Source organism: Ruegeria sp. CE9 (genome assembly GCF_056537425.1).
On sequence record NZ_JBQFRO010000003.1, the window covers coordinates 196,471 to 214,835 of the forward strand.

An 18,365-nucleotide genomic window follows, 5' to 3' on the forward strand; every position below is an offset into this window, starting at 1 on the left:
AAGGGCGCTGAATTCAGCGCCCTTTTGCAGTGCAATCAATCCCCGCCAAACAGTTTCAGAAGGCTTTTCTTGGCCTCATTCTCCAATTTATCTTTCAGGGCGTCTTCAATCTGACCAGTATCTGTGACTGTCGTATCAAGTTCTTTACCAACTTTTTCCAGAACCTTTTGCTTGGCGTCATCTTCCAATTCTTTGACCTTACCTTCGGCCGCAGCTTCAATGACCTTGGTGAGGTCCGGCCTGATTGACGGATTGCTCCATGGACCAACGATTCGAACAGGAACCGATATTCCCTGCCCCGCGTTTGCCCGCAACGCGACCGGAGTGAACAGGTAATCAATGTCGCGCGCGCCCAGGCCGATACGGCCTGTACCGTCCGCCCGGAAATTGTCCAGTTGCATCAGCAGATCCTTGTTGGTCAAATCACCGTCTTTCATTGTGAAACTGGCCGTGAGGCTGTTGAACACCGTGGTTCCGCCAGACCCTTTGCCGCGTCCCATGAGGCGATCTAGATCCAGCCCGGATATCACGCCCTTGCCAACCTCAATGTCGCCTTTGCCGCCAAGGGATTTCATAATCTGATCTTCGCTCTGACCAACGCCGAGAAACTCAAGATTCCCTGAGCCTGTGCCAGATAGGCGCTTGATGTCCCCAAGCGTTTCAAGAGCTTCATTGATGTCGATGTTGTCCGCCTTCAGGTTTCCTCCAACCGACAAGCCATTGCGATTGTTGGCAACCACCTGGCCGTTCAAATGCCCGGAAAACAGTGAAGCTGGATGCATTTTCAGCACCGCCCGTGACCGATCGAGGCTAAGCGTCAGATCGCTTTTGCCAAATTTCATACCCGGCACCGCAATCGAATTGGCCCGGAGACGGATCTGCCCGTTTGCGAGCCCCAGAAAGGACGCATCAATCGGGGTTTTAGACCAACCTTCCGTCGAAGCGCCGCCTTCAGATGTGTCGTCCCCGCTCACCTTCGTCAGATCAAGATCACCTGCATTCAGGCGCGCCGTGATTTGCGGGGGATCTGAAATCTGGATATCGGCTTCGCCCTCAAGCCTGTTCTGATCAAGAACGGCGATCATGCTCCGCAATGAAACACGTCCGTCACGCGTATAGGTCATATGCCCGGATACGTTCGCGACCTGCCCTAACCCTTCAGGCACAGCCACACCGCTTTGACCAAAGGCGGCCAGCATCTTGTGGGTGTCTTTCGCAGTCACAGTGGTTTTTCCATCCATTTCACCCGCCAGATTTACCCGGCCTGAGAACTGAATGTCACCGCCCGGTGCAGTCAGGCCGAATTCCAACGGCGTGACAGTGCCGCTGGAAAAGGCAGGAAGGTCGGGGATCGTCAGGTCCACCGCAACATTGCCGCCGGGGACAGGCATGCTGGCCTGCATTTCCATAGGCGCGGTTACGTCGGGCCAGCGGGCGGAAAGGTCAACATCCGCGAAGTCCATGCTGACCGCGCCATTCTCAAGATAGATCAGGCGAGCATTGGTTAGTTCCAGCCGTTCAAGTGTGATGGGACGGCTTTCAACCGTTTGCGCCGCGGTGCCTGTGTCCGCGGAATTGCCTGGTTGGTGCAACTCCCAGTTCCCGCGACCATTGGCACGCTCAAGACGCAGCACCGGCCTGTCCGCCAACACGCGTTTGATCCTGATATCACCTGATAGCAAGGCCGACGCATCAATCCCAACCGCAAGACTTTGGGCGCTGAGCATTGGTTCAGGCCCTGCCCATGGCGCATTGCCAAAGGTCACAGGGCCGGTTTCCATTCCCAGCACCGGCCAGAAAGACAGCTTAACGTCACCGTTCAATTCAAGATCACGGCCTGTTTGCGCCTTTACCTGTTCGGCCAAAATGGTCGCCAGCTTGTCGCCCGGCATCAGCAACAAGGCGCCAATAACCAACCCGAAGGCGGCAACTATGAGAAATAGAAAGCGAATGATCCACTTCATGGCTCTGCCTTTCCGGCTTTTCTGCTCTGTCCTAAGTCAGCCCCGAGCGGGCAAGATTTGCAAGGGGAAGCTTTCCCCTCTATATGCCCGGCCATGAGTACGAACCCGCCAAACCTCCGCCCTGATCTGGCTCCTTCAGCGCAGATCACAGATACACCCCGCAAAGGCCAACCGACCCTTGGGATGGTGTCGTTGGGATGCCCCAAGGCTTTGGTTGATAGCGAACGTATTCTGACCCGTCTGCGTGCCGAAGGATACGGCATTTCGCCCGATTATGCCGGGGCCGATGCCGTGATTGTGAACACATGCGGGTTTCTGGACAGCGCCAAGGCGGAATCGTTGGAAGCGATCGGTGAAGCGCTGGTCGAGAATGGCAAGGTTATCGTGACAGGGTGCTTGGGGGCAGAGCCGGACTATATCCGCGAGCATCATCCGCGCATTCTGGCTGTCACAGGCCCACATCAGTATGAACAGGTTCTGGACGCGGTTCATGCCGCCGTTCCACCTGACCCGAATCCTTATGTTGATCTGCTGCCCGCCTCAGGCGTCAAACTGACCCCGCGCCATTACAGCTATCTCAAGATTTCAGAAGGCTGTAACCACAAGTGCAAGTTCTGCATTATTCCGGATATGCGCGGCAAACTCGCCAGTCGTCCTGCTCATGCCGTTTTGCGCGAGGCGGAAAAACTGGTCGACAATGGCGTGCGCGAACTGTTGGTGATCTCACAAGACACCTCGGCCTATGGGCTAGACTGTCGATACGATCTGAACCCGTGGAAGGATCGCGAGGTCCGCAGCCATATCACCGACCTGGCGCGTGAACTGGGGCAGTTCGATGCGTGGGTGCGACTGCATTATGTCTATCCATACCCCCATGTGCGCGAGTTGATCCCGTTGATGGCGGATTCGGGCTGCAACGTGCTGCCTTATCTGGACATCCCATTCCAGCATGCGCATCCCGATGTTCTGAAACGCATGGCCCGCCCGGCGGCCGGGGCCAAAACACTGGATGAAATCGCCGCCTGGCGCGCAACCTGTCCGGATATCACCCTGCGATCCACCTTTATCGTTGGCTATCCCGGCGAGACCGAGGCGGAGTTCCAGACGCTTCTGGACTGGATGGATGAGGCGCAACTGGATCGCGTGGGCTGTTTCCAGTACGAAAATGTCGATGGCGCTCGGTCAAACGACCTGCCGGATCACGTTCCGACCGAGGTCAAGCAGGATCGATGGGAACGGTTTATGGAAAAGGCGCAGGCCATCTCTGAGTCCAAGTTGGCCGCGAAGGTTGGACAAACTCTTGAGGTCATCGTGGACGAGGTGGACGATGAGGCTGCGACCTGCCGCACCAAGGCCGACGCACCGGAGATCGACGGCAATCTATTCATTGACGAGGGCTTCGAGGAATTGAAACCCGGGGATATCGTTTCGGTCAACGTGGATGAGGCCGGCGAGTATGACTTGTGGGGACGCTTGGACCGCTCGGCGTGATGAGACGCTCCGGAGCTCAGAGCAGGCCAATCAATATCACGATCCACGCCACGCCTGCGGCAATCGCAGTCAAGGCGACCGCAGCACTTGCCGCATCTTTGGCTTGCCCGGCTAAAGTGTGATGCTCGGTCGAGGTATGGTCGACGGCCCGTTCAATCGCTGTATTGAACAACTCGGCCGCCAGAACCAGAATGCCCAAAGCAAGGATCAACGCCCGTTCTGCGGTGCCAAGAGGCAACGCAAGCGACAGCGCGGCCGAAAACAGGTTGGCCCATGCCCACGCGCGAAACGAGAACTCACCCTGCCAAGTTGCGGCCAGTCCCTGCCAGCTCCAGCGGGTGCGATCCTTAACGTGGTTGAACAATCTGCGCATAGGGTTTTCCGTTTGATCTAACTGGGATCTGAAATTCGCGACCTGCGGCAGAAAGGCAAGAAAAAACCGCCTGCAAAGGCGGCGTACACAAGTTAAATACAGGCGGTCTCAAGTTTGAGACCGCCTGTGCAATGCTTATTGAGTAACTGGGTTACATACGGTCTGGCCTGCCTCGGTGGTCGCCAGTTCGTAGCCTGCCGAGCAGCTGGGTGTACCATACTTGTCATAGTCGGGCTGGATATAGACCGGGGTCGGTTCCTCTTGCTGCGAGCACGCAGTCAATACAACAGCCGTGGCGCAGATAGCAGCAAATTTCAGTTTCATGTCCATCAATCCTCTATTACTTTTCTGATATTGCCCAGTTTTTCGGGGCCAGTCTCAGAATAGGACTAAGAATTTCGTATGGCAACCGAATCGATAACGCATTTGTGAATAAAGGCGAAACCACGCTGTCAAAGCGCTGATCAAAGGCGGCCTACCTTTTTTGACAAAGGGCTCTAAACTCAGAAATTGACAGCAGCCAAAGACGGAGTAGCCCCATGTCAGACGCCCCCATCATCGCCCAGAATGCGCCTTATCCGGTCGAGGTAACCGAAGGAAAATCCTATTTCTGGTGCGCGTGCGGTAAGTCTAAGAGGCAGCCATTTTGTGACGGCTCTCACAAGGACACATCGATTGAACCGGTAAAATACACCGCCGAAGCGAGTAAAAAAGTGTTCTTTTGCGGCTGTAAAAACAGTGCCAATCCACCCTTGTGCGACGGGTCACACAGCAAACTTTAGCTTTTAGGCCAGATCGTTGAAAACGCTCGCATTCGCGCAGAATTCGGGTGCATTCGTTGCCTTTGTCTGCTGTGCAGCAAGCCATAGCTGACAGCGCTCACTGCAGGCAGCGGCTCGGCAACGGGTCACCATTTGGGCATAATCAAAAGAGGTCAGTTTGCCGTCGGCCATCACTTCGGTCAAAGAAACCCCCATGCAGCGTGCGACCGAACGCGTCAGCCAAAAGTGTTTCTCGATATCACCCAGTGATGTCTGGTCCATTTGATCACCTTTGATTGCAGACTTTCAAAGCAGTAAATCTGTGCCGGTTTGGGCAGCTGCAGGGTGCGTGTTCGACCGTTTCATTCTCGCTCAGCCAGTCAGGACATGCGCGGGCCCATTCACAGCCTCGGCAGAGCTGGATCATATCGGCCCATTCCTGCTGGCTTAGACGCCCCTCACGATGCGCAGCAACCAAATCGGTACCAGTGGCTTGCGCCATCCGAAGTGCCAGACGAACGTGGTTCATGATCTGTCCGAGTCGTGGCACGGCAAATCCCTTTTTCATTAAGGCTTTAGCCTGCTCAGCAGCTCTTGGTTGCGACAGTATTCAGGTGTTTTTGACGCCGCCTGATTTTGGGCCAGAAAAGACTCACAATGCCCAGGGTTCGGACATTTGGTGCACCGCAAAACGGCGTCCGATATTTCGTCGAATTTTAGGGCACCTTCGATGGCTGCTTCTTGCAAATCAACGCCTAGTGTTGTGGCCATTTTATCCACAAGACCAGCGTGATGTCTCAGCGTTTCGCGATCAGACATGTGGCTTCCTTTTCCGTTCACACTTTGAAAAAGTTACCCTATCCCCGCAGGAACGCCTTTGACTCAGGTCAATGCTCTGTTCCCAACTGGTCCAAATAGGCGCGCGTGGCATCCTGCACGCGTCGAAACCTGTCCCCGCCCAGCTTTTTTCCGCCGTACCAACGTGTCACGATGATCACGTGATCCGATAACTCGGCCCGCTCCATCATCCGAAGAATAACCATCGCGGCCCCGGATTCCCCGTCATCCGCCTTGAGTGCTCCGGTCGGCAGAATGGCGGCCCAGGTATTATGGGTCGCCTTGGCATAGGATTTGTCGGATTTTAGCTCTGCAAGCACCTGATCAATATCGGCACGACTGGTCACCTGCGCACCAGTCACGGCGTATTTTGAGCCGCGATCGCTGAGAACGACGCCCAGTTGGGTGAGCTTGACCACTATTGCAACCCCAACTGACGGGCCGTTTGCAGCACTGCTTGGACCCGTTGCGCATTCGGTGGATGCGTCGCCAGAAAGCGGTCGCCCGGATCGGGAATGCGCTGAAAGAAAGCCATCCCGACCAGCGGATCATATCCCGCTGCATGTGTGATTTTGGTGCCCAACCGATCCGCCTCGAGCTCGAATTCACGCGTGTAATTCTGCACGCCGACTTCAGCACCCAGCGCTTGCGCGCGCTCGATCCCTGCATCGTCGGCACCTTGCTTGCGGGCAAGATCGCCAAAAATACGGGCGCTTTCCTTAGCATTTTCTGCCTGTCGGGCGATGTGGCCCAGAATGTGGTGGGCGGCCTCGTGCCCCATGACGAAGGCCATCTCATCCGCGTTTTGCGTCGAATCGATCATCGGCTGCGTGAATATGATCAGTGGTCGCCCGTTCTTGTCCAAGGTCTGGAATGCGTTGGCGGGCGCTTTGGGCGAAAGATCTACCAAAATTACAAAATCACAATTGGCTGTCCGTGACCGGCGGCGGCATTCCCGACTGGCGGTGGTGCCAATGGCGCGGCTGACCTGTTCGAACTCGCGCGCCTTTTCCTGCTGAGTCGATGAGGGTTGCCATTGCTCGGCAGGGATCGCAACAATAGACGAGGTGTCACACGCCGCCAAAAGCAGAACCAGCAAAAGGGCAAGACGGCGCATTCACTTTCCTTTCACTCACTCTGCCGGCAGGCCAGCATAGCGCGACAAATCCCGACGGGCTACAACCGATTGAGGTTCACGACGGGTTGCATTGCAGCAATAGGATCGGCAGTCTGCGCGTATGTTTTCGATAGAACACGAATTCGACTCGACGGTCATTACGCTGGTGGACGAAGGTGCCAAGCCTTTGCAAGAGGATGTTGTTATCAACAACTTCGCCGAATGCGTCACGCTTGAGCAATTGGATCCCCGCACAGACCAGATCCAGAAAATCACGTTGTCACCCGAACAGGTGCGCGATCTGGCGGCTGCGTTGGATCTGCCAGAGGGTGTTTATCAGATACGCGAGACCGATACCGCCAAGGAATAGGCTGACCATTCCGCGCTGGCATTTTTTCACAAGCTGCAATTCCGATTGAGTTTGTTGCCTTTTAATGGGCAGTTTGCCCTTGAAAGAGGATACCGGGCCTCCGACATAGTGACTGCCCATGTGAAGGATATTAACATATGACTTTGAAGAGCCAAGCTGCGCTGGATTTTTTACACGCGCGCCGGTCCCGTCCAGCCAAGACTTTGGTGGCGCCAGCCCCGACAAGGGAAGAGTTGATACCCTTGTTAACCGCAGCCGCGCGCAGCCCGGATCATGGCAAGCTGGAACCATGGCGCTTTGTTGTTGTTGAGCGCGGAGCGATGCAACGTCTTGCTGAACTTACTGCAAATTGCGGTCAGGCTATGGGCAAGACCGCCGAAGACATCGCCAAAGCCCGCAGTCAGTTCGATATGGGTCACTTGGCAGTCGCGGTCATCGAAGTGCAGAAACCATCTGAGAAGATACCGGCAATAGAACAAACCTATTCGGCGGGCGCAGTATGTTTGGCCCTGCTTAACGCAGCACTTGCCGCGGGTTGGGGCGCAAACTGGTTGTCTGGCTGGCAAGCGCATGATCGCGATTTTTGCGAGCAGGGGTTAGGGTTGGCCGCAAACGAAAGAGTCGCAGGTTTCATTCATATCGCAACAGAAGGCACTGCCCCACCCGAGCGACCTCGCCCGGATGTGGCAGCACTTACCCAATGGATTTCCGAATGATCATTATCCAATCCTTTCTGAAAGCTCTGGGTCAGATCGGTGATCCCAGATTTCGCAAGGTATTGCTGTTGGGGGTCGCACTAACCTTTGCCTTGCTGGTCGCGGCCTATGCCGGGCTTCTTTGGCTGATCAACATCTTTGTCGGAGACCAGGCGACGCTGCCAATCTTGGGCGAGGTCACTTGGCTGAACGACCTGCTCAGCGTGTCTTCGTTTTTATTCATGATGGTGCTGTCGGTGTTTCTGATGGTCCCGGTTGCATCGGCGATCACCTCGATGTTTCTTGATGAGGTCGCCCAAGCAGTTGAGGATCAGCACTATCCCAGCTTACCCCCGGCCGAGCGCATTCCCTTCGGAGATGCGTTGATAGACACGCTCAGCTTTCTGGGGGTGCTGATCGTCGCCAACCTGCTGGCCTTGATCCTTTATGCGCTCTTCACACCGTTTGCCTTGTTTATCTTCTGGGGCATGAACGGGTTTCTACTGGGCCGCGAGTATTTCACGCTGGCCGCCATGCGGCGACTGGGTCGTGAGGGTGCGCGGAAGCTGCGCGCAAAACACGCAACGACCATTTGGATTGCAGGCATTCTGATGGCGGTCCCGCTGTCGGTGCCGCTGGTCAACCTGTTGATCCCGATCCTGGGTGCGGCGACCTTTACGCATATATATCACGGTCTTTCGGATAACCGGCCCTGAGCTATTCACGCGGCTCCAGTTGGTTCAGCCAATCGAAATCTCGCACGCTGATCACGCCCGAGATAATGATGCCTGCAATGATCGCCCACAGCACCACCGAAATCCCGGTGGTGATCCATAGCTTTTTCTTCATGTGATGGACTTCCGGCGCACCCGCATGGGTGCCTGGAACAATATCCCCCAGATCGCCTTGTGTTTTGATGCGCACAGGCAAGACCATCAGCAGGGTCAGAAACCAAATGACCGCAAACAGGACCAGAGCAGCAGTGATTGTCATCGGCGTCAGACCTGTTCCAGCTCAACAAGGCAACCGTTGAAATCCTTTGGATGCAGGAACAATACCGGCTTGCCATGCGCACCGATCTTGGGCTCACCCGAGCCCAATACGCGCGCTCCGGTCTCTTTCAGATGATCGCGGGCTGTGATGATATCTTCGACCTCATAGCAGACATGATGGATGCCGCCGGATGGGTTCTTCTCCAGAAAGCCGTTAATCGGGCTATTCTCGCCCAAGGGAAACAGCAATTCGATCTTGGTGTTTGGCAGCTCGATGAACACGACGGTGACGCCATGATCCGGCTCATCCTGCGGCTCACCAACTTTGGCACCAAGCGCATTGCGATACTGGGCCGAGGCGGCCTCGAGGTCGGGAACGGCAATTGCGACGTGGTTCAGGCGACCAATCATAAGGCTCTCCTTGCATCTGCATTGACGTGGTTATGGGGGCAGATGGTACGAAGGACAAGTGCGCCAAATCGTCGTTAACCCTGTATTAGCCAGAAGTTCCTAGCGTGAGGCATCTGCTAATCAGGAGTTCTGCCATGGACGATTCGGGACCTTTCGCCTCTGCACCGCTTGCCACCAAGATGCGGCCGCTGCTGGGCCAAACCATCCTTGTGGTCGAAGATAGCCGCTACGCGTGTGACGCAATACGATTGATGTGTTTGCACAGCGGTGCACGTATCCGGCGTGCGGATTGCCTGAAATCAGCGCGGCGACATCTGCAGATTTACCGCCCTTCGGTTCTGATCGTCGATATGGGATTGCCGGATGGCTCGGGGGCCGACTTGATTGCCGAACTGACCCACGCCGTGCCCCGCATTGGTGTCATACTCGGATTGTCAGGGGACGATAACATGCAGGCCACCGCCATGCGCGCCGGTGCCGATGGCTTTCTGGCCAAGCCCCTGACCTCGGTCGCCTATTTCCAGAAGTCTATTCTTGAACTTTTGCCCGAAGATCGTCGCCCCAGTGATATGTCTGCAGTGCGGGAGGATATCGTTCAACCCGATCCATTGGCCTATCAGGACGACATGGCCCATATCGCCGATGTGCTGACCGGCCCCACCGATCAGCGCACATTGGACTATGCAGCGCAGTTTCTTCACAGCGTTGCCCGAGACGCAGAAGATATGGTGCTTGCTGATGCCGCACGAGATCTTGCTCGATCACGCGCGAAGGGCGCGCCGGTCACAGCCCAGACGGCGCGGGTGGCCGGGTTGGTGCAAGACCGTCTGGAGCGGCAAGAGGCGATCTGACATGCTCACTGCGTATTTCATTACAGCGACGCTGCTGTGCGTCTGGATCTATCGCCAGACGCGCCTCACAGCCAAGAACATTCGCAATCGGCGGGATTCAGCAAACCCTTTGGATTAACTCGACCCCCTGCGGTGCTTCTTGACTTAGGTCTGCGCATCAAAATCCCAAATGCAAACCGCCAGCTCATGGCGGGCGGCTGCTATTAGTCCTGTGGGATGATCCTGAGACCCAATTCCATCAATTGATCCGAGGTCGGATCGGATGGTGCGTCCATCATCAGGTCTTCGGCGCGCTGGTTCATTGGGAACATCATGACTTCGCGAATGTTGGCCTCATCGGCCAGCAACATCACGATACGGTCAATCCCGGCAGCACAGCCACCGTGCGGAGGCGCGCCATAGTGGAACGCGTTGAACAATGCACCAAAGCGGGATTTGACCTCATCCTCGCCATAGCCAGCCAGCTCAAATGCTTTCAACATGATCTCGGGCTTATGGTTCCGGATCGCGCCCGACACCAACTCGTAGCCATTGCAAGCCAGGTCGTACTGGTACCCGCGCACGTCCAGAGGATCGCCCTGCAACGCCTCCATTCCGCCCTGCGGCATCGAGAAGGGGTTGTGTTCAAAGTCGATTGCCCCGGTTTCTTCGTCCTGCTCATAGATCGGGAAATCCACGATCCAGGCAAAGGCAAAGCGGTCTTTTTCTGTCAGGCCAAGTTCATCGCCGATTACGTCACGCGCTTTACCTGCTACCTTCTCAAAGGCTTTCGGCTTGCCACCCAGGAAGAATGCCGCGTCGCCGACACCCAGACCCAATTGCTGACGGATCGCCTCGGTCCGTTCCGGGCCGATGTTCTTGGCCAGCGGTCCGGCCGCCTCCATACCTTCACCCTGATCGCGCCAGAAGATATAGCCCATACCGGGCAGACCCTCTTTTTGCGCAAATGCATTCATGCGGTCGCAGAACTTGCGGCTGCCACCGCTCGGCGCTGGGATGGCGCGGATTTCGGTGCCTTCCTGCTCCAACAGCTTCGCGAATATCGCGAAGCCAGAACCGCGGAAGTGGTCGGAGACCACCTGCATTTTGATAGGGTTGCGCAGGTCAGGCTTGTCCGTGCCGTACCATAGTGCCGCATCTTTATAGGAAATCTGCGGCCAATCCTGATCGACCTTGCGACCTCCACCGAACTCTTCGAACACGCCAGTCAGAACGGGCTGGATGGTGTCGAACACGTCCTGCTGCTCGACAAACGACATCTCGAGGTCAAGCTGGTAAAAATCGGTCGGCGAACGGTCAGCACGTGGGTCTTCATCCCGGAAACACGGGGCGATCTGGAAATACTTATCAAAGCCCGACACCATGATCAGCTGTTTGAACTGCTGCGGCGCCTGTGGCAGCGCGTAAAACTTGCCCGGATGCAGGCGCGAAGGCACCAGAAAGTCGCGTGCGCCCTCGGGGGACGAGGCGGTAATGATTGGTGTCTGATATTCGCGGAAACCTTGATCCCACATGCGGCGGCGCATCGATGCGACAACGTCCGAGCGCAGCGTCATGTTCTGCTGCATCGCTTCGCGGCGCAGGTCCAAATAGCGATAGCGCAGGCGGGTTTCCTCGGGATATTCCTGATCACCGAAGACCATCAGCGGCAGTTCGTCAGCTGCGCCCAGCACTTCCAACTCACGCACATAAACCTCGACCTCACCGGTCGGCAGTTTCGGGTTCACCAGTTCGGGGTCACGCGCTTTGACCGTGCCATCGATGCGGATACACCATTCCGAGCGCACCTTCTCAAGCTCGGCAAAGGCGGCGCTGTCGCCATCGCACAGAACCTGAGTGACACCGAAATGGTCGCGCAGATCGATGAACAGCACGCCGCCGTGATCTCGGACCCGATGCACCCACCCGGAAAGGCGGACGGTTTCACCGACATTGGCGGCGGTCAGAGCGGCGCAGGTGTGGCTGCGATAGGCGTGCATGGATCATATCCCTTCGGGCGCAGAATTCGTCGCGCCGATACACCCCTTTGGGCTAGGAAAGTCAAGGCGGGTCGCGCCGTCAAAACGGCCTTTGCACGTTGCCCGAGTAGAAATACACACCCAGACCGGCGGCAAAGATGATATTGCCCGCAATTGCGTGCAGAAGAACAGCGTAAAAGAACGACCCACGTTTGCGATAGGCCCATGTGAACAAAAGGCCTCCTGCGAAGGTCATGATGGTGACGACCCAGCTCCAATACATCAGGTGAGCCAACGAAAACAGCCCGGCGTTTAACAAATAGGCCGCGCGCCCACTAGGCAGGATCGCGTGGTAACGCCGGAAAAAGAGAGACCGAAACAGCAACTCTTGCGGCAGAGCAGACAGCAACGGGTAGCCGATACAAATGAATATCAACATCTCCGGCCGGTGTAGCAGCATTACAAAGGCTGCATTCGGTCGTGCCCACAGTACCAAAGCAGAACAAAAGGCCGCCATGAAAAGCGTGAAACCAATCACCTCAAGCCACGACCAGTTCCGCCACCCATATCGAAGCTCGGCCCATGAGAACCCCGGGGTGTCCTGCAACAAAAGGATACCGAGGCCAGTGAACGCGAACAGTGCAGGAAACATCCAGTTCGGTGGGAATAATACCGCGATCAAGACCGGGACAGCCACAAAGAACAAGACAAACTCGATCCTGAGACGTTGGTTTGTTGCTGGAGTTTCCACCCACTCAGTCATTTTGCTCAAAGTGCTACAAGCTCCGCCTGGATCAGCCCCCGCAGGGAATTTCCACAGTAGATATTTTGTGCGTTTTGTAGATCGGTCAAGGTTAGAACGGTTTCAGTAACTTCTTTGTTCTCAATCAATTCTTCACGCAGGATACCCGGAAGCAACCCGCAACACAGTGAGGGCGTCAGCTGTCTTCCATTGGGCATGGTCAGAAACAGGTTCGTAATCGTACCTTCACACAGCTCATCCCGTTCGTTCAGAAACAGGAGTTCGTCGACACCCTCCGGCAGACCCGCGCGCGCCGTGTCGTAAATCGCCCGACGGGTCGTTTTATGGCGCAACCATAAATCCGCTGAGGACAACCTCTGATCCGCCAAACCCACGCGCCAGACAGCTGGGTTGGCTGCCAATTCCCCGGTTGTCAGATCAAATTCACCATGCGAGTCCAGCGTCAGGCGGCAGCGGATTGCTGTGTCGCCCGACACACTATCCAAAACGCGATGCGCCGAGGCTCGGTCAAACGCAATACCGAGCGTCTCAGCCGTTCGGGCCATGCGAGACAGATGGCGTTCAAGACGCACAAAACCCTGCCCCGGACAGAACGCCAGAGTTTCGATCAGGCGGAAATCAGGCTCAGCTGGTGGGCGAAGCGGGCTTTCCATAGCGCCTCCTCATATTCTGATGGAGCGGTGCTGTCCCAGACCAGTCCACCGCCTACATTCAGGGTCGCCGTGTCGCCTTCAACCAAGAGGGTGCGGATGGCGACGTTGAACTCGGACCGCCCATCCGGTGCAGCCCAACCAACGGTGCCGCAATAGGCATCGCGAGGCCAGGGTTCCAGCTCAGACAGGATTTCCATGGCACGAATCTTCGGCGCGCCCGTGATTGAACCGCAAGGAAACAGAGCCGCAAAGATGTCAGAAAGACCTACCCCGAGGTGCAGTTGCGCCTGAACCAGCGATACCATCTGGTGAACGGTCGCGTAGCTTTCAACCTTGAATAGCTCGGGCACATTGACCGATCCGGCCAGGGCAACGCGGCTGATATCGTTGCGCAGCAAGTCGACGATCATCAGATTCTCGGCACGGTTCTTCGCGTCCGAAGACAGGAATACCCGGCGGCGCTCGTCCTCGACGGGATCCTCGCTGCGGGGTTGAGTGCCCTTCATCGGACGCGTCTCGATGCGCCCTTGGGTGTCGGTACGGAAGAACAACTCGGGTGAACGGCTAAGCAGATCGGGCAGCCCGTCTTGCTCTACCAAAGCGCCGTGGCCGACAGGTTGACCAGCCGCAAGCGCCGCATACAATGCCGCGCTGTTTCCGGTGACATCAAGGTCGATGGGAAACGTCAGATTTGCCTGATAGATATCTCCAGCGCCAATCGCATCATGAATGTCGCGGAACGCTTGGGTATATCGCGCCTCGTCCCAGCGGGGCTGAAACGCGGTGACAGCACCCATCTCCTGAGGCAGGCCAACGCGGTCCGGTTCTGCGTACACACCAAAACATAACAGCGGCAATCGCCGACCCTTAGGCAAACGCCCCGTCAGGCGAGGCTCAAGCACATAGCCCAGCTCATAGCTTGCGTAGCCAGCAAGCCAAGCGCCATCTGCGCGCGCCTGATCAAGCGCCGCCAGAGCTTGGGGCACCTCCACCGCATCATCCGCGCGAATGATATGGGATGGACGCTCGAACCGGGTTCCACGCCCGGCTGGTCCTTGATCGAAACGAATACGCAAGTGCATCCTCATTTATCGTGCTGCGCGATATAGAGGATACGCCAGCAAACGAAAGGGGGGAAAGCGGCAATTTCGCCCCTGTTTCCGATACCACTTGCACCTTTTCGCGCGGTCCCTATAACGCAGGACAATTTGGGCGCTGGGGCGGTGCCCTGACTCGCGGACAATCGAAGGAACAAGGCCATGCCGAGAAGAACCGACATCCAGTCGATCATGATCATCGGGGCGGGGCCCATTGTTATTGGTCAGGCGTGTGAGTTCGACTATTCCGGCGCACAGGCCTGTAAGGCGCTGCGGGAAGAAGGCTACCGGGTCATTCTGGTGAACTCGAACCCTGCAACGATCATGACCGACCCGGGGCTTGCGGACGCGACTTATATCGAGCCGATCACGCCCGAGGTTGTCGCCAAGATCATCGAGAAAGAACGCCCCGACGCCCTGCTGCCCACCATGGGCGGACAGACCGGCCTAAACACCTCACTCGCGCTGGAAGAGATGGGTGTGCTGGACAAGTTCAACGTCGAGATGATTGGCGCCAAACGCGACGCCATCGAAATGGCCGAAGACCGCGCCCTTTTCCGCGAGGCGATGGACCGGCTGGGCATCGAAAACCCCAAGGCCGAGATCGTAACCGCGCCCAAAGATGACAGCGGTAAGAAGGACCTAGATGCAGGTGTCGCGCTGGCGCTGGACACGCTTGAAACGGTTGGCCTGCCTGCCATTATCCGCCCCGCCTTTACGCTGGGGGGTACCGGCGGCGGCGTGGCGTATAACCGTGAGGATTACATTCATATTTGCCGTTCCGGCATGGACGCCTCGCCCGTTGGTCAGATCCTGATCGATGAAAGCCTTTTGGGCTGGAAAGAATATGAGATGGAGGTGGTGCGCGACACCGCTGACAATGCCATCATCGTCTGTTCCATCGAAAACGTCGATCCGATGGGCGTGCACACCGGCGACTCGATCACCGTGGCCCCTGCCCTTACGCTGACCGACAAAGAATACCAGATCATGCGCAATCACTCGATTGCCGTGCTGCGCGAGATCGGGGTCGAAACCGGCGGATCAAACGTGCAATGGGCGATCAACCCGGTTGATGGCCGGATGGTCGTGATCGAGATGAACCCGCGCGTGTCGCGCTCGTCCGCGTTGGCGTCCAAGGCAACCGGTTTCCCGATTGCCAAGATCGCCGCTAAACTGGCCGTGGGCTACACGCTGGACGAGCTGGACAACGACATCACCAAGGTCACGCCCGCCTCGTTCGAGCCGACCATCGACTATGTCGTGACAAAAATTCCGAAATTCGCGTTCGAGAAATTCCCAGGTTCCGAACCCTATCTGACCACTGCGATGAAATCGGTGGGCGAGGCCATGTCCATCGGCCGCACAATCCACGAATCGATGCAAAAGGCCCTGGCCTCGATGGAATCTGGCCTGACCGGTTTTGATGAAATTGAAATCCCCGGCCTAAACGTTGGCACCTGGGACGAGGCTGATGACAAAGCCGCTGTCATCAAGGCGATCAGCCAGCAGACGCCCGACCGCTTGCGCACTATCGCGCAGGCGATGCGGCATGGTTTGACCGACGATGAAATCTTTGGCGTCACCAAGTTCGACCCATGGTTCCTGGCCCGCATTCGCGAGATCATCGAAGCCGAGCGGGTGGTCCGCAAAGACGGCCTGCCCGTCACCGAAGACGGCATCCGCAAGCTCAAGATGCTGGGTTTCACCGACGCCCGTCTGGGTAACCTGACCGGCCGGGATGAGGCCAACGTCCGCCGTGCCCGCCGCAACCTCGGCGTCAACGCAGTATTCAAACGCATCGACACCTGCGCCGCCGAATTTGAGGCGCAGACACCCTATATGTACTCGACCTACGAGGCCCCGATGATGGGTGAGGTTGAGTGTGAGGCACGTCCGAGCGACCGCAAAAAGGTTGTCATCCTCGGCGGCGGCCCGAACCGGATCGGTCAGGGCATCGAGTTCGACTACTGCTGCTGCCATGCCTGTTTTGCACTGACCGAGGCGGGATATGAGACCATCATGGTCAACTGTAACCCCGAGACTGTTTCAACCGACTATGACACCTCGGATCGTCTGTATTTTGAGCCGCTGACTTTTGAACATGTCATGGAAATCCTGACGAAAGAGCAGGAAAACGGCACGTTGCACGGTGTGATCGTGCAGTTCGGTGGTCAAACCCCGCTGAAACTGGCCAACGCGCTTGAGGCCGAAGGCATTCCGATCCTCGGCACGACGCCAGACGCGATTGATCTGGCCGAAGACCGCGAACGTTTCCAGGCACTGGTCAACGATCTGGGCCTGAAACAACCCAAAAACGGCATCGCCTCGACCGACGAGCAGGCGCTTGAGATCGCCGAAAGTATCGGCTTCCCACTGGTCATCCGCCCGTCTTACGTACTGGGTGGTCGTGCGATGGAGATCGTGCGCGATATGGATCAGCTGCGGCGCTATATCAACGAAGCCGTGGTGGTATCCGGCGACAGCCCGGTTCTGCTGGACAGCTATCTGGCCGGTGCGGTCGAACTTGACGTAGACGCCCTGTGCGATGGCACCGACGTGCATGTCGCGGGCATCATGCAGCACATCGAAGAGGCAGGCGTACACTCGGGCGACTCCGCCTGTTCGCTGCCACCCTATTCGCTGTCGGATGAGATCATCGAACAAATCAAGGACCAGGCGTTCAAACTTGCCAAAGCGTTGAACGTTGTGGGCCTGATGAATGTGCAGTTCGCAATTAAGGATGACGAGATTTACCTGATCGAGGTGAATCCCCGCGCCTCGCGTACTGTGCCGTTCGTGGCCAAGGCAACCGATAGCGCAATTGCATCGATTGCCGCACGCGTCATGGCTGGTGAGAAGCTTTCGAACTTCCCGCAACGCCCTGCCTACACAGAAGGTCAGGACACTAAGATCGCCGATCAAATGACGCTGGCAGACCCGAACATGCCGTGGTTCTCGGTGAAAGAGGCCGTAATGCCCTTTGCCCGTTTCCCTGGCGTCGATACGATTTTGGGCCCCGAAATGCGTTCGACCGGAGAGGTTATGGGTTGGGATCGCGACTTCCCGCGCGCCTTCCTCAAAGCGCAAATGGGTGCGGGCATGGTGCTGCCGTCCTCGGGCCGCGCCTTCATCTCGATCAAAGATGCAGATAAGGGTGAGGCCATGCTTGAAGCCGCAAAGGTGCTGGTCGAGCAAGGCTTTGCGTTGGTTGCGACACGCGGCACACAAAGCTGGCTGGAAGAGCAAGGCGTTGCCTGTGAGGTGGTCAACAAGGTCTACGAAGGCCGCCCGGATGTAGTGGACATGCTGAAAGACGGTCAGGTGCAACTGGTGATGAACACCACCGAAGGTGCGCAGGCCGTCGAAGATAGCAAGGCAATCCGCTCCATCGCGCTTTATGACAAAATCCCATATTTCACCACAGCCGCCGCTAGCAACGCCGCCGCGCTTGCGATCAAGGCGCAGGCTGAGGGAGATGTCGAAGTGAAATCGCTGCAGGGCTAATCCCGCACACCAAAAAGATCAGATTGACCCCGGCCTCGGCTGGGGTCTTTTTTCTTCCTCTTTGCGCCAGACACACTCATGATGCAGCAAAGGGGACGCGATGGATCTCTATACAACTTACGGAACGAATGACCTGCCGCGTGCCATCCGTTTCTATGATGCGATCTTTGCGGTTCTCGGACAGCCGCGTCTGCCCGGATGGATCGACGGTTGGGCCGGATGGGGCAAAGACCCCGACAGCGGTACTGGATTTTGGGTTTGCGCCCCTTTCAACGGAGCACCCGCCAGTACCGGCAATGGCACGATGATCGCATTTCCCGCCAAATGCGCTGATCAGGTCCGACGGTTCCATGCCATCGGTCTGCAAAACGGCGGCGCGGATGAAGGTAAACCCGGCGTCAGGCCCCACTACCAGCCCGATTTCTATGTGGCTTATCTGCGTGATCCTGATGGCAACAAGCTATCGTGCTTCTATTGCCATCATGATCCCGAGGTTGAGGTGGGCGGCTGAATATGCCGCCCGCC

Annotated in this window: 22 protein-coding genes; 8 read left to right on the forward strand and 14 right to left on the reverse strand. The window is 57.0% G+C overall.

Going from position 1 to position 18,365, the window contains the following annotated elements:
- Positions 1-35: 35 nt before the first annotated feature.
- A complete protein-coding gene (locus ACR0B3_RS08070) occupies positions 36-1,964 on the reverse strand; it encodes an AsmA family protein (RefSeq protein ID WP_480808610.1) in 1,929 nt (642 codons plus the stop codon).
- Between the two features lie 93 nt (positions 1,965-2,057).
- Here ACR0B3_RS08070 and rimO point away from each other — a divergent pair, with 93 nt between their 5' ends.
- The gene (gene rimO, locus ACR0B3_RS08075) at positions 2,058-3,455 is read left to right on the forward strand and encodes a 30S ribosomal protein S12 methylthiotransferase RimO (RefSeq protein ID WP_480808611.1); all 1,398 of its coding nucleotides are present in this window, start codon (positions 2,058-2,060) and stop codon (positions 3,453-3,455) included.
- 16 nt (positions 3,456-3,471) lie between these two features.
- On the opposite strand, the gene ACR0B3_RS08080 is transcribed toward rimO, so the two are convergent.
- Positions 3,472-3,828: a diacylglycerol kinase gene (locus tag ACR0B3_RS08080; protein ID WP_480808612.1), complete on the reverse strand. Its 357-nt coding sequence runs from the start codon at positions 3,826-3,828 to the stop codon at positions 3,472-3,474.
- 135 nt (positions 3,829-3,963) lie between these two features.
- On the reverse strand, positions 3,964-4,152 hold the full coding sequence (locus tag ACR0B3_RS08085) for a hypothetical protein (protein ID WP_010441832.1): 189 nt from the start codon (positions 4,150-4,152) through the stop codon (positions 3,964-3,966).
- Positions 4,153-4,367: 215 nt separating this feature from the next.
- Between ACR0B3_RS08085 and ACR0B3_RS08090 the strand changes: the two genes are divergently transcribed.
- Positions 4,368-4,610, forward strand: a complete 243-nt coding sequence (locus ACR0B3_RS08090; protein WP_480808613.1) for a CDGSH iron-sulfur domain-containing protein — start codon at positions 4,368-4,370, stop codon at positions 4,608-4,610.
- Between the two features lie 3 nt (positions 4,611-4,613).
- Here the strand turns inward: ACR0B3_RS08090 and ACR0B3_RS08095 are convergent, their stop codons facing one another.
- From ACR0B3_RS08095 to ACR0B3_RS08115, 5 genes are all read right to left on the reverse strand, one after another.
- On the reverse strand, positions 4,614-4,871 hold the full coding sequence (locus ACR0B3_RS08095; RefSeq protein ID WP_480808614.1) for a DUF6455 family protein: 258 nt from the start codon (positions 4,869-4,871) through the stop codon (positions 4,614-4,616).
- A gap of 4 nt (positions 4,872-4,875) precedes the next feature.
- Positions 4,876-5,157, reverse strand: coding sequence for a DUF6455 family protein (locus ACR0B3_RS08100; protein ID WP_480808615.1), 282 nt, complete (start codon positions 5,155-5,157; stop codon positions 4,876-4,878).
- Positions 5,157-5,408 carry a DUF6455 family protein gene (locus ACR0B3_RS08105; protein WP_480808616.1) on the reverse strand — a complete coding sequence of 84 codons (252 nt, stop codon included), beginning with the start codon at positions 5,406-5,408 and terminating at the stop codon, positions 5,157-5,159. The genes ACR0B3_RS08100 and ACR0B3_RS08105 overlap by 1 nt, the downstream gene beginning before the upstream one ends.
- Before the next feature lie 68 nt (positions 5,409-5,476).
- Entirely contained in the window at positions 5,477-5,845 is a 369-nt protein-coding gene (locus tag ACR0B3_RS08110) for a YigZ family protein (RefSeq protein WP_480808617.1), read from the reverse strand.
- Positions 5,845-6,543: a M48 family metallopeptidase gene (locus ACR0B3_RS08115; protein WP_480808618.1), complete on the reverse strand. Its 699-nt coding sequence runs from the start codon at positions 6,541-6,543 to the stop codon at positions 5,845-5,847. Before ACR0B3_RS08115 ends, ACR0B3_RS08110 begins: the two co-directional genes overlap by 1 nt.
- 121 nt (positions 6,544-6,664) lie before the next feature.
- Here ACR0B3_RS08115 and ACR0B3_RS08120 point away from each other — a divergent pair, with 121 nt between their 5' ends.
- The 3 genes from ACR0B3_RS08120 to ACR0B3_RS08130 all read left to right on the forward strand — a co-directional run bounded on the left by ACR0B3_RS08120 (position 6,665) and on the right by ACR0B3_RS08130 (position 8,324).
- Positions 6,665-6,913, forward strand: coding sequence for a hypothetical protein (locus ACR0B3_RS08120; protein WP_170683355.1), 249 nt, complete (start codon positions 6,665-6,667; stop codon positions 6,911-6,913).
- 137 nt (positions 6,914-7,050) lie between these two features.
- Positions 7,051-7,629: a nitroreductase family protein gene (locus tag ACR0B3_RS08125; protein ID WP_480808619.1), complete on the forward strand. Its 579-nt coding sequence runs from the start codon at positions 7,051-7,053 to the stop codon at positions 7,627-7,629.
- Positions 7,626-8,324, forward strand: coding sequence for an EI24 domain-containing protein (locus tag ACR0B3_RS08130; protein ID WP_480808620.1), 699 nt, complete (start codon positions 7,626-7,628; stop codon positions 8,322-8,324). The genes ACR0B3_RS08125 and ACR0B3_RS08130 overlap by 4 nt, the downstream gene beginning before the upstream one ends.
- 1 nt (position 8,325) lies before the next feature.
- On the opposite strand, the gene ACR0B3_RS08135 is transcribed toward ACR0B3_RS08130, so the two are convergent.
- Together ACR0B3_RS08135 and mce are read right to left on the reverse strand one after the other, a co-directional pair.
- Positions 8,326-8,601 carry a DUF1467 family protein gene (locus ACR0B3_RS08135; RefSeq protein ID WP_170588640.1) on the reverse strand — a complete coding sequence of 92 codons (276 nt, stop codon included), beginning with the start codon at positions 8,599-8,601 and terminating at the stop codon, positions 8,326-8,328.
- Positions 8,602-8,606: 5 nt separating this feature from the next.
- Positions 8,607-9,011 carry a methylmalonyl-CoA epimerase gene (mce, locus tag ACR0B3_RS08140; RefSeq protein WP_480808621.1) on the reverse strand — a complete coding sequence of 135 codons (405 nt, stop codon included), beginning with the start codon at positions 9,009-9,011 and terminating at the stop codon, positions 8,607-8,609.
- Between the two features lie 134 nt (positions 9,012-9,145).
- Between mce and ACR0B3_RS08145 the strand changes: the two genes are divergently transcribed.
- Positions 9,146-9,862, forward strand: a complete 717-nt coding sequence (locus ACR0B3_RS08145) for a response regulator (protein ID WP_480808622.1) — start codon at positions 9,146-9,148, stop codon at positions 9,860-9,862.
- Between the two features lie 203 nt (positions 9,863-10,065).
- On the opposite strand, the gene aspS is transcribed toward ACR0B3_RS08145, so the two are convergent.
- The 4 genes from aspS to ACR0B3_RS08165 all read right to left on the reverse strand — a co-directional run bounded on the left by aspS (position 10,066) and on the right by ACR0B3_RS08165 (position 14,318).
- A complete protein-coding gene (gene aspS, locus ACR0B3_RS08150; RefSeq protein ID WP_480808623.1) occupies positions 10,066-11,841 on the reverse strand; it encodes an aspartate--tRNA ligase in 1,776 nt (591 codons plus the stop codon).
- Positions 11,842-11,920: 79 nt separating this feature from the next.
- Positions 11,921-12,583, reverse strand: coding sequence for a CPBP family intramembrane glutamic endopeptidase (locus ACR0B3_RS08155; protein ID WP_480808814.1), 663 nt, complete (start codon positions 12,581-12,583; stop codon positions 11,921-11,923).
- Between the two features lie 5 nt (positions 12,584-12,588).
- Positions 12,589-13,236, reverse strand: a complete 648-nt coding sequence (locus tag ACR0B3_RS08160; RefSeq protein WP_480808624.1) for an aminotransferase class IV family protein — start codon at positions 13,234-13,236, stop codon at positions 12,589-12,591.
- The gene (locus ACR0B3_RS08165) at positions 13,191-14,318 is read right to left on the reverse strand and encodes an aminodeoxychorismate synthase component I (protein WP_480808815.1); all 1,128 of its coding nucleotides are present in this window, start codon (positions 14,316-14,318) and stop codon (positions 13,191-13,193) included. The genes ACR0B3_RS08160 and ACR0B3_RS08165 overlap by 46 nt, the downstream gene beginning before the upstream one ends.
- Before the next feature lie 177 nt (positions 14,319-14,495).
- Between ACR0B3_RS08165 and carB the strand changes: the two genes are divergently transcribed.
- Complete coding sequence (gene carB / locus ACR0B3_RS08170; RefSeq protein ID WP_480808625.1) at positions 14,496-17,840, forward strand: carbamoyl-phosphate synthase large subunit; 3,345 nt, start codon at positions 14,496-14,498, stop codon at positions 17,838-17,840.
- A gap of 100 nt (positions 17,841-17,940) precedes the next feature.
- The gene (locus ACR0B3_RS08175; RefSeq protein WP_480808626.1) at positions 17,941-18,351 is read left to right on the forward strand and encodes a VOC family protein; all 411 of its coding nucleotides are present in this window, start codon (positions 17,941-17,943) and stop codon (positions 18,349-18,351) included.
- Positions 18,352-18,365 lie beyond the last annotated feature (14 nt).

Excerpts from the sequence above, each read along its gene's own strand:
- ACR0B3_RS08070 (WP_480808610.1), bottom strand. The coding sequence starts at position 1,964 with ATGAAGTGGATCATTCGCTTTCTATTTCTCATAGTTGCCGCCTTCGGG.
- rimO (WP_480808611.1), top strand. The coding sequence starts at position 2,058 with ATGAGTACGAACCCGCCAAACCTCCGCCCTGATCTGGCTCCTTCAGCG.
- ACR0B3_RS08080 (WP_480808612.1), bottom strand. The coding sequence starts at position 3,828 with ATGCGCAGATTGTTCAACCACGTTAAGGATCGCACCCGCTGGAGCTGG.
- ACR0B3_RS08085 (WP_010441832.1), bottom strand. The coding sequence starts at position 4,152 with ATGAAACTGAAATTTGCTGCTATCTGCGCCACGGCTGTTGTATTGACT.
- ACR0B3_RS08090 (WP_480808613.1), top strand. The coding sequence starts at position 4,368 with ATGTCAGACGCCCCCATCATCGCCCAGAATGCGCCTTATCCGGTCGAG.
- ACR0B3_RS08095 (WP_480808614.1), bottom strand. The coding sequence starts at position 4,871 with ATGGACCAGACATCACTGGGTGATATCGAGAAACACTTTTGGCTGACG.
- ACR0B3_RS08100 (WP_480808615.1), bottom strand. The coding sequence starts at position 5,157 with ATGAAAAAGGGATTTGCCGTGCCACGACTCGGACAGATCATGAACCAC.
- ACR0B3_RS08105 (WP_480808616.1), bottom strand. The coding sequence starts at position 5,408 with ATGTCTGATCGCGAAACGCTGAGACATCACGCTGGTCTTGTGGATAAA.
- ACR0B3_RS08115 (WP_480808618.1), bottom strand. The coding sequence starts at position 6,543 with ATGCGCCGTCTTGCCCTTTTGCTGGTTCTGCTTTTGGCGGCGTGTGAC.
- ACR0B3_RS08120 (WP_170683355.1), top strand. The coding sequence starts at position 6,665 with ATGTTTTCGATAGAACACGAATTCGACTCGACGGTCATTACGCTGGTG.
- ACR0B3_RS08125 (WP_480808619.1), top strand. The coding sequence starts at position 7,051 with ATGACTTTGAAGAGCCAAGCTGCGCTGGATTTTTTACACGCGCGCCGG.
- ACR0B3_RS08130 (WP_480808620.1), top strand. The coding sequence starts at position 7,626 with ATGATCATTATCCAATCCTTTCTGAAAGCTCTGGGTCAGATCGGTGAT.
- ACR0B3_RS08135 (WP_170588640.1), bottom strand. The coding sequence starts at position 8,601 with ATGACAATCACTGCTGCTCTGGTCCTGTTTGCGGTCATTTGGTTTCTG.
- mce (WP_480808621.1), bottom strand. The coding sequence starts at position 9,011 with ATGATTGGTCGCCTGAACCACGTCGCAATTGCCGTTCCCGACCTCGAG.
- ACR0B3_RS08145 (WP_480808622.1), top strand. The coding sequence starts at position 9,146 with ATGGACGATTCGGGACCTTTCGCCTCTGCACCGCTTGCCACCAAGATG.
- aspS (WP_480808623.1), bottom strand. The coding sequence starts at position 11,841 with ATGCACGCCTATCGCAGCCACACCTGCGCCGCTCTGACCGCCGCCAAT.
- ACR0B3_RS08155 (WP_480808814.1), bottom strand. The coding sequence starts at position 12,583 with ATGACTGAGTGGGTGGAAACTCCAGCAACAAACCAACGTCTCAGGATC.
- ACR0B3_RS08160 (WP_480808624.1), bottom strand. The coding sequence starts at position 13,236 with ATGGAAAGCCCGCTTCGCCCACCAGCTGAGCCTGATTTCCGCCTGATC.
- ACR0B3_RS08165 (WP_480808815.1), bottom strand. The coding sequence starts at position 14,318 with ATGCACTTGCGTATTCGTTTCGATCAAGGACCAGCCGGGCGTGGAACC.
- carB (WP_480808625.1), top strand. The coding sequence starts at position 14,496 with ATGCCGAGAAGAACCGACATCCAGTCGATCATGATCATCGGGGCGGGG.
- ACR0B3_RS08175 (WP_480808626.1), top strand. The coding sequence starts at position 17,941 with ATGGATCTCTATACAACTTACGGAACGAATGACCTGCCGCGTGCCATC.